The sequence below is a fragment of the Romboutsia sp. 13368 genome (genome assembly GCF_018336475.1).
Taxonomy (GTDB): domain Bacteria; phylum Bacillota; class Clostridia; order Peptostreptococcales; family Peptostreptococcaceae; genus Romboutsia.
The window spans coordinates 1769552-1778579 of the sequence record NZ_CP048741.1 but is presented as its reverse complement, the minus strand read 5'-3'; the positions used below and the strand labels follow the sequence as shown (position 1 = coordinate 1778579).

Sequence of the window (9028 nt, the reverse complement as noted above, 5' to 3'; positions counted from 1 at the left end):
TAAATTTAGTTTTATTAGTAATTATATAGCTTTATTAAAATAATTAAAAAATATATATTATACTAAAAACACATTTGAACAAAATAAATTTACTTAAAGTATCCACTAGTAACTACTTTTTTGCATATTTGTCCTAAATTAATAATAGTATTTATAAATAAGTAATAATACATAGTAGGAGGAAACCTTAATGATAATGATGGTACTTAACAAAAATAAACTGAAAAAAATCATTATGTGGGCATTAGTAGTAGTTGCATTTTTATCAGGTACGATATTTTTTATGATAAATAAAAATATTAAACCTACATTTGAATTGTTTGACCAAGCAAATATTCCGTATACTCAAGGTACAAAACAAAACAGTGGATACGTTGCATTAACTTGTAATGTAGATTTAGGTTGGGAGACTGAATATGTACAGGGTATACTTGATGTATTAAAAAAAGAGGATGTTAAAATTACGTTTAATGTAACTGGTAGATGGGCAGAAAAAAACCAAGAAATGTTACTAAAACTTAAGAGTGAAGGTCATGAAATAGGAAATCATGGCCATAGACATTTAGATTACGCTAAGCTTTCATATGAAGAAAATTTAGAACAGATAAAAACTTCTAAAAAAATAATAGAGGATATAATACAAGAAGAAACTAAGTTCTTTCAAGCACCAGCAGGTTCTTTTGGTGAAGGAACTATGAAAGCTGCAAATGAATTAGGATATACAAGTATAAAATGGGATGTTGATACGATAGATTGGAATAATAGAAAAGAACCAGAAGTTATAATAGAAAGAGTAAAGAAAAAAGAAATAAAGGATGGTAGTATAGTTCTTATGCATCCAACATATGCAACTACTCAATGTTTAGATGATATAATTCAAATTATAAGAGATAAGGGATTGAAACCAGGTATGCTTAGTAATATATTTTAAATAAAGTTGATTAAGTTAATGCACTAAACTATAATTTAATACATGTAATAAAGACTATTAATCTTTGCTTGAACATCAAATWWAATATAGAGTAAAAAATAGATAGTGGAGGATGAATATGTATAAAAAACATGTATTAGAAAATGGATTAACTATAATAGGTGAAGAAATACCATATGTAAAATCAATATCTTTAGGAATATGGATAAATGCAGGTTCTAGAATAGAAAATGAAAGAATAAGTGGAGTTTCTCATTTTATAGAACATATGCTATTTAAAGGAACTAAAAATAGAACATCTAAGGATCTAGCTAGTGAAATAGATAATTTAGGTGGGCAGATAAATGCATTTACAAGTAAAGAGTGTACATGCTATTATGTAAAACTATTAGATTCTCATATAGATATAGGTATAGATGTACTTAGTGATATGATACTTAATTCAAAGTTTAATGAAGATGATATAAATAAAGAAAGGTCTGTAATAATTGAAGAATTAAAAATGTATGAAGATTCACCTGAAGACCTTGTTTATGATTTATTAACTGAAAATATATATAAAGGTGATTCACTAGGTATGAATATAATAGGGACTGAGGAGTCATTAAAAAACTTAGATAGAAATGAGTTACTAAATTATTTTAATAAATATTATGTTCCTAATAATTCAGTAATAGCTATATCAGGTAATTTTAATTTTGATGAAATAGTAAAAAAGATAGAGAAAAAGTTCAAATACTGGGAAAGAAGAGAAGTTAATGTAGAACTTAAAAAAGCGGAGTTTAAAAGTTGTTTTTTAAGTAAGAATAAGGATATAGAGCAAGTAAATTTAGCTATGAGTTTAGAAGCTGTACCACTTGAAAATGATGAAGAAGTATATGCATTAGCAGTTATAAATACAGTTTTTGGAGGAAGTATAAGCTCTAGACTATTCCAAAAAATAAGAGAAGAAAAAGGATTAGTGTATTCTATATACTCTTCTCAAAGTTTATATAGAAAATGTGGAGAGTTAGGCATATTTGCAAGTATGAGTAATGAGCACTTACAAGAAGTTTATGATTCTGTTATAGAAGAGATAAAAATTATAAAAGAAAATTATTTAACAGATAAAGAAATAAGTGAAAGTAAAGAACAATTAAAAGGAAGTTATATATTAGGCCTTGAAAGTACAAGTAGTAGAATGATGTCTATAGGAAGGTCTCTACTTCTAAATAATAAAGTAGAGTCAACTGATAGTATATTAAAATCAATAGACAATGTAGATAAAGAAACAGTAGAAAAAGTTATAGATAAAATCTTTAATTTAGATAAACTTGGTGTATGTATAGTAGGAAGAGATGTAGAACAAATTAAATTATAGGATAAGGTAGGGGGATAAACATGAATTTATCTGAAATAGCAGGAAAGGAAATTGTAAATCTTGTAACAGGTGAAAGATTAGGAGTAGTTGGAGAATGTGATCTTATATTAGATGAAGTAAGTGGAGAAATATTAGCACTTTTAATACCAAGAGAAAGAGGTTTTTTTGGAATAAAAAAGGATAAGTCAGTTCTTGAAGTTCCGTGGAGAAGTGTTAGAAAAATAGGAAATGATATGATAATAATAGAGTATGATGGTGTTTATTAATATATTAGTAGATTGAAAAAGATAAATAAAACTTGAGTTGATATATAATTAATAATTCGCTTAGAAAGAGAAGTTGATAAATCTTACTAGGTGAATTTTTTTTKTAYMYTTTGAAAGGAGTTTAATTATGAGATACTATCAAGATGATATAAATTCAAGTTATATAGAATTTTCTAAAAAAGATGATAAAAATAAAATAGAATTAAAAAGTGAATCTGAAAATGATGATAAAGAAAATGATGATATTCAAGATATAAAAAAAATGGGCGTACCAAATATGCCACAACAAACTAAAAAAGAAATACAATGCATAACAATAATAGGGGAAATAGAAGGACATTACATAGGGAATCCACAAAAAAAAGCAACTAAATATGAGCATATAATACCTATGCTATATTCGATAGAAGAAAATGAAGATATAAAAGGAGTTCTTATAATACTAAATACTGTAGGTGGAGATGTTGAAGCAGGGCTTGCAATGGCAGAACTTATAAATAGTATATCTAAAAAAGTAGTTACACTTGTTTTAGGTGGAAGTCATAGTATAGGAGTACCTCTTGCAACAGCAGGAGACTATTCATTTATAGCTCCTACTGCAACTATGGTAGTTCACCCTATAAGAACTAATGGACTTGTTATAGGAGTTAATGAAACTTTTGAATACTTTAAAAAAATGCAAGAAAGAATAACTCAATTTATAATAAGAACATCTAATATAGAAAGAAGTGAACTTGAAAAAATAATGCACTCAAAAGAGGACTTAGTAAGTGATGTAGGCAGTGTATTAATAGGAAAAGAAGCAGTAGAATGTGGTCTTATAAATGAAGTTGGTGGATTAAAAGAAGCCATGAAAAAGCTTAGAGAACTTATAAAAGAAGATACTGATAAATAAGATTTGTTTTAAATATATAATATATGATATAATTAAGGAATCTACTTAAAGTGTTAGTGTTTATGCATTAACACTTTTTGCTATGATTAGGATATAATAAATTCATAATATTATAAAAATAAAAGAGGTGAGATTGTTGGCAAAGAAAAAAAATTCTAAAAGTAAAAATAAAAATAAGAGTTTAGAATTTAATAATGAGTATCATAATTTAGTTACCGTATTCATAGGTATATTTTTATTATATAGTTTAAATTCGAATTCTATGGGATTTGTAGGTAATGTAATGCAAACTATTTTTAAAGGCTTATTTGGAGGTCTGTCTATTTTTATGCCATTTATAATAGTTGCTACGGGGATACTAGGTTTCTTTGATGGAAACGAATACATATATAGAATAAAAAATACTAAAATGTATTACTTTACAATAGTATTTATATTTATATTCTATGGTTTATTAAATGCTAGAGCTCTTCCTGTTGAAAGCCCACTAAGTGATGAAATGTTTAAGTCAGTGGTACAAATGGGAATTGATGGTAGTGGAAGTGGCTTAATTGCAACAACTATAACTTACTATATAAGTAAAGCATTTGGTATAACTGGAGGATGGTTAATAAGTATATTTGCACTTATAGCAGGTATCATGTTTGTATTTAAAATCTCTATAAAAGATTTATTATCAAATATAAAAGCTAAATCAAATGGAATAAAAAATAGTAATTTAACTATGAAGGAAAGAATGGACAATATGAAACAATCTGTAATAGAAATGGTTACAGATGAAGTGGATGATGAAACTATGGTCAAAAAACAAAATCCATTAAAAAAAGATAAGAAAAAAGGTAAACAAAAAGAAGAAGTTATAGAAGATGACTTTGATGAAGTAGAAGATAAAACTATAAAAATTGTTGGATTTAATAAAGCTGAAGATGACTATTTAGAAATATTAGAGGGAACTCAAAGTATGTCAGAACTTGATGTATTAAAGGAACTTCAAAATACAAATAAACAAAATATAAATAATGATGTATATGAAGATGTTAGAGAACAACCTATAAAGACATCTAAAACTTATGATAGTGAAAAAACTCAAACAATAAGTATAAAACAAGAGGCAAATTACGATAATTATAAAATGCCACATGTTAATTTATTAAATAAGATAGATAAGAAGAATGATGATAATAGTAAGAAGAAGGTATTAAAAAATGCCTCATTATTAGAAAAGACCTTATCTGATTTTGGGGTAGAGGCAAAAGTAAATCAAGTAACAGTAGGGCCTACTATAACAAGATATGAGATACAGCCAAGTCCAGGAGTTAAGGTTAGTAAAATAGTTAACTTAACAGATGATATAGCATTAAGCTTAGCTGCAAAAAGTATAAGAATGGAAGCACCTATACCTGGTAAAAGTGCTATAGGTATAGAGGTACCAAATGAAACACCTTTAATGGTTGGACTTAGAGATGTATTTGAAAGCGAAGAGTTTAAAAAGTTTGATTCGCCTTTAGCTATGGCACTTGGAAAAGATATAAGTGGTAAACCTATAATTGGAGATATAGGTAAAATGCCACACTTACTTATAGCAGGATCAACTGGTTCAGGTAAGAGTGTTTGTGTAAATACATTAATTAGTAGTATACTATATAAAGCAAAACCAGATGAAGTAAAATTACTTTTAATAGATCCTAAGGTTGTTGAACTTGCAAACTATAATGGTATTCCACATTTATTAATACCAGTTGTAACTGATCCTAAAAAAGCTGCTAATGCACTTAATTGGGCAGTTGTTGAAATGAATAAGAGATATAAAATGTTTGCTGAAAATGGAGTAAAAGATATTACAAGTTACAATGAAAAGTGTGAAGAAAAACTTCCAAAGATAGTTATAATAATAGATGAGCTTGCAGACCTTATGATGGCAAGTGCTAATGATGTAGAAGATTATATTTGTAGATTAGCTCAAATGGCAAGAGCTGCTGGTATGCATTTAATAGTAGCAACTCAAAGACCATCTGTTGATGTTATAACAGGAGTTATAAAGGCAAATATACCTTCAAGGATAGCTTTTGCTGTTTCATCGCAAACAGATTCTAGAACAATACTTGATATGGGTGGAGCTGAAAAATTACTTGGAAAAGGAGATATGTTATTCTATCCACTAGGAGCTTCAAAGCCTGTAAGAATTCAAGGAGCATTTATATCAGAAAATGAATCACAAAATATTATAGATTTTGTTAAAGCTCAAGTTAAAGAAGAAGTAAAATATGAAGAAAATATAATGGATACAATATCTAAAGTTAACATGGAAAAGTCAAGTGATGAAGATGACCTTTTAAGTGAAGCTATTGAATTTGTTGTTCAAAGTGGTCAAGGATCTGCATCTATGCTTCAAAGAAAGTTTAAAATTGGATTTAATAGAGCGGCAAGACTTATAGATTCTATGGAGGAAAGAGGAATAGTAGGACCTAATGAAGGCAGTAAGCCAAGAAAAGTATTAATGAGTAAACAAGATTTACAAAATTTAGAAGGTGAATAAAATTTGAAGACGATAAATATAGAAGATGCATTAAAGTTAAAAAATAGTATATTTATAGATGTAAGAACTGAATCAGAATATAAAGAAGATCATATATTAGATGCATTTAGTATGCCTTTATTTAAAGATCATGAACACTGTGAAGTCGGTACAATATATAAAATGCAAGGAAAGCATGAAGCAATACAAAAGGGATTTGATTTTGTAGGATATAAATTAAAAGATATGTACCTACAAGTCACAACTCTTGCAAGTGAATATGATAATATAGTAATATATTGTGCTAGAGGTGGAATGAGAAGTGGTTCTGTATGCAATTTATTTGATTCACTGGGACTTAATATATATAAGTTAGAAGGTGGATATAAATCATATAGAAATTATGTGATAGATTACTTAGATAAAATTATGGATACTAAAAACTTTATAGTAGTTCATGGATTAACAGGTGTTGGTAAAACTGACTTATTAAATATACTAGAAGAAAAAGGTGTAGATAATATAGATCTTGAAGGTATAGCTAAAAATAGTGGATCTACATTTGGTTTTATAACACATGATAAAAAACCACCAACTCAGAAAAATTTTGAGTCTAAAATATTTGAGAAAATATTCTATTCAAATAGTAACTATATATTTATAGAAAGCGAAAGTAAAAGAGTAGGTCATGTATTGATACCAAATAACATCTATGATGCTATAGTTAGAGATGGATATCATATACTACTTGAATGTAGTTTAGAAAATAGAGTGAAAAGACTTTGTAGAGATTATGTTTATGATAAAGATCAAGATAATATAGAAGTATTAAAAGACTGCATAAATAAATTTAGAAAAAGACTAGGTCATAATAAAGTTGATGAGTATATGAATCTATTAGAAGAAGGAAAATATGAAGAACTAGTAGAAAAGTACTTAGTAGAGTATTATGACCCATTATATATGCATTCAGTTGAGAAATATAAATATAATGAAGTTATAAACTTTGATAATATTGACATCGCAGTAGAAGAAGTTATAAAATTTCATAAATCAGCAATGGAAGGAGCAATAAAATGTTAAAAATAGCATTAGAATCATTAGGATGTTCTAAAAACTTAGTAGATGCAGAAATAATGATGGGAATACTTAATAAAAAAGGATATAAATTAGTAGGAGATTTTGAAGAAGCAGATATAATACTAGTAAATACTTGTGGATTTATAGAGTCAGCAAAGCAAGAATCTATACAAACTATATTAGAATTAGCACAATTAAAGGAGACAGCTAATTTAAAATTACTTATAGTTACAGGATGTTTAGCACAAAGATACTCAGAAGAATTAAAGCAAGAGATACCAGAAATAGATGCTATAGTAGGTACAGGAAGTTACCAGCAAATAGATGAAATAATAGCTAATCTTGAAAAGGAAAATCATATAGTAAGCCTTAATGATATAGAATTTGCTTATAATGAAGATTTACCAAGATATATATCAACTCCAGACCATATGGCTTATTTAAAAATAGGAGAAGGATGCGATAATAAATGTACTTACTGTATAATACCTAAGTTAAGAGGTAAATATAGAAGTAGAAAAATGGAAGATATAATAGCTGAAGCTAAGGACTTAGCATCAAAAGGTGTTAAAGAATTAGTTGTTATAGCGCAAGATACTACTAAATATGGTTGTGATTTATATGGAAAAGAGAAGCTTTCAGAATTATTAGAAGAACTTGCACAAATAGAAGGAATAAAGTGGATAAGAATAATGTACTCATATCCAGAATCGATAACAGAAGAACTAGTTAAAGTTATTAAGAAATACGATAACATATGTAACTACTTCGATATGCCAATACAACATGCAAGCAATAAGATATTAAAATTAATGAATAGACACACTACAAAAGAGAATATATTATCAACTATAAATATGATAAGAAAGCATATACCTGATGCTACATTAAGAACTACTATAATAGTAGGATTCCCAGGAGAAACTGAAGAAGATTTCAATGAATTAGTTGAATTTGTAAAAATAGCTAAGTTTGATAGACTTGGAGCATTCTCTTATTCTAGAGAAGAAGATACAGCAGCTGATAGACTTCCAAATCATCTAGAAGAAGAAGTTAAAAATGAAAGAAGAGATGCTTTAATGTTAGTTCAACAAAGTATATCAGAAGAATTAAATGCAGCTAAAGTAGGAAATATATACGAAGTTTTAGTAGAAGAACAAATAGAAGACAAAGTATATATAGGTAGAACTCAAGGCGATGCAGAAGAAATAGACAGTATAGTATATGTTAAATCTGAAAAGCAATTAAACATAGGTGACTTCATAAATGTAAAAATAACTAGTGCATTAGAATATGATTTAATGGGGGATATAGTTAATGAACTTGCCTAATAAACTAACTTTATTTAGGATATTTTTAATTCCAGTATTTATACTTGTAATGTTATTTAACATACCAAGTAAATATTTAATAGCATGTGTAATATTTATAGTTGCGTCAATAACTGATGCAATGGATGGACATATTGCTAGAAAGCACAACTTAGTTACTGACTTTGGTAAATTTATGGATCCACTAGCAGATAAACTACTAGTAATATCAGCACTTATATGCATGATAGAAGTAGGATTAGTTCCTGGATGGATGGTTATCATAATAGTTGCAAGAGAACTTACGGTAAGTATACTAAGAGCAATAGCTGCAGCTGATGGAAAGGTAATAGCAGCTAGTGGTGGAGGTAAATTAAAGACTATAAGTCAAATGATAGCAATACCATTATTACTTTTAGGTAGACAATTTGATAGTTCTATATTATTAAGTATAGGTAATATAGCAATATTAATAGCAACATTACTGACGTTATACTCAGGATGGGAATATTTATATAAAAATAAAAACCTATTTATGGAAAGTAAATAATATAAAAGAGTTATCTTTAAGAATATATAAAAATTAAATATTCTTATGATAACTCTTTTATATTTAATAAAAATATTATTATAAAAGTGTAAATTAAATTACTACAAATATATAATAAATA

The 9028-nt window shown here is 27.4% G+C and carries 8 protein-coding genes; all 8 read left to right on the top strand.

The window, feature by feature from the left end; translation table 11 throughout:
• Positions 1 to 190: 190 nt before the first annotated feature.
• The 8 genes from G3997_RS07240 (at position 191) to pgsA (ending at position 8907) form a co-directional block, all read left to right on the top strand.
• Entirely contained in the window at positions 191 to 931 is a 741-nt protein-coding gene (locus G3997_RS07240; RefSeq protein WP_296644916.1) for a polysaccharide deacetylase family protein, read from the top strand.
• 118 nt (positions 932 to 1049) lie between these two features.
• Positions 1050 to 2291, top strand: coding sequence for a M16 family metallopeptidase (locus G3997_RS07235; RefSeq protein WP_296644912.1), 1242 nt, complete (start codon positions 1050 to 1052; stop codon positions 2289 to 2291).
• Positions 2292 to 2311: 20 nt separating this feature from the next.
• Positions 2312 to 2557, top strand: coding sequence for a YlmC/YmxH family sporulation protein (locus G3997_RS07230; protein ID WP_296644911.1), 246 nt, complete (start codon positions 2312 to 2314; stop codon positions 2555 to 2557).
• 127 nt (positions 2558 to 2684) lie between these two features.
• The gene (locus G3997_RS07225; protein WP_296644910.1) at positions 2685 to 3452 is read left to right on the top strand and encodes a ClpP family protease; all 768 of its coding nucleotides are present in this window, start codon (positions 2685 to 2687) and stop codon (positions 3450 to 3452) included.
• A gap of 136 nt (positions 3453 to 3588) precedes the next feature.
• The gene (locus G3997_RS07220; RefSeq protein WP_296644907.1) at positions 3589 to 5988 is read left to right on the top strand and encodes an FtsK/SpoIIIE family DNA translocase; all 2400 of its coding nucleotides are present in this window, start codon (positions 3589 to 3591) and stop codon (positions 5986 to 5988) included.
• A gap of 3 nt (positions 5989 to 5991) precedes the next feature.
• Positions 5992 to 7050 carry a tRNA 2-selenouridine(34) synthase MnmH gene (mnmH, locus tag G3997_RS07215; protein ID WP_296644905.1) on the top strand — a complete coding sequence of 353 codons (1059 nt, stop codon included), beginning with the start codon at positions 5992 to 5994 and terminating at the stop codon, positions 7048 to 7050.
• Positions 7044 to 8378 (top strand): 30S ribosomal protein S12 methylthiotransferase RimO, encoded by a 1335-nt coding sequence (gene rimO, locus G3997_RS07210; RefSeq protein ID WP_296644904.1) that lies wholly within the window; start codon positions 7044 to 7046, stop codon positions 8376 to 8378. The genes mnmH and rimO overlap by 7 nt, the downstream gene beginning before the upstream one ends.
• The gene (pgsA, locus tag G3997_RS07205; RefSeq protein WP_296644903.1) at positions 8365 to 8907 is read left to right on the top strand and encodes a CDP-diacylglycerol--glycerol-3-phosphate 3-phosphatidyltransferase; all 543 of its coding nucleotides are present in this window, start codon (positions 8365 to 8367) and stop codon (positions 8905 to 8907) included. The genes rimO and pgsA overlap by 14 nt, the downstream gene beginning before the upstream one ends.
• Positions 8908 to 9028: the final 121 nt, after the last annotated feature.

Excerpts from the sequence above, each read along its gene's own strand:
- G3997_RS07230 (WP_296644911.1), top strand. The coding sequence starts at position 2,312 with ATGAATTTATCTGAAATAGCAGGAAAGGAAATTGTAAATCTTGTAACA.
- G3997_RS07240 (WP_296644916.1), top strand. The coding sequence starts at position 191 with ATGATAATGATGGTACTTAACAAAAATAAACTGAAAAAAATCATTATG.
- G3997_RS07225 (WP_296644910.1), top strand. The coding sequence starts at position 2,685 with ATGAGATACTATCAAGATGATATAAATTCAAGTTATATAGAATTTTCT.
- pgsA (WP_296644903.1), top strand. The coding sequence starts at position 8,365 with ATGAACTTGCCTAATAAACTAACTTTATTTAGGATATTTTTAATTCCA.
- rimO (WP_296644904.1), top strand. The coding sequence starts at position 7,044 with ATGTTAAAAATAGCATTAGAATCATTAGGATGTTCTAAAAACTTAGTA.
- G3997_RS07235 (WP_296644912.1), top strand. The coding sequence starts at position 1,050 with ATGTATAAAAAACATGTATTAGAAAATGGATTAACTATAATAGGTGAA.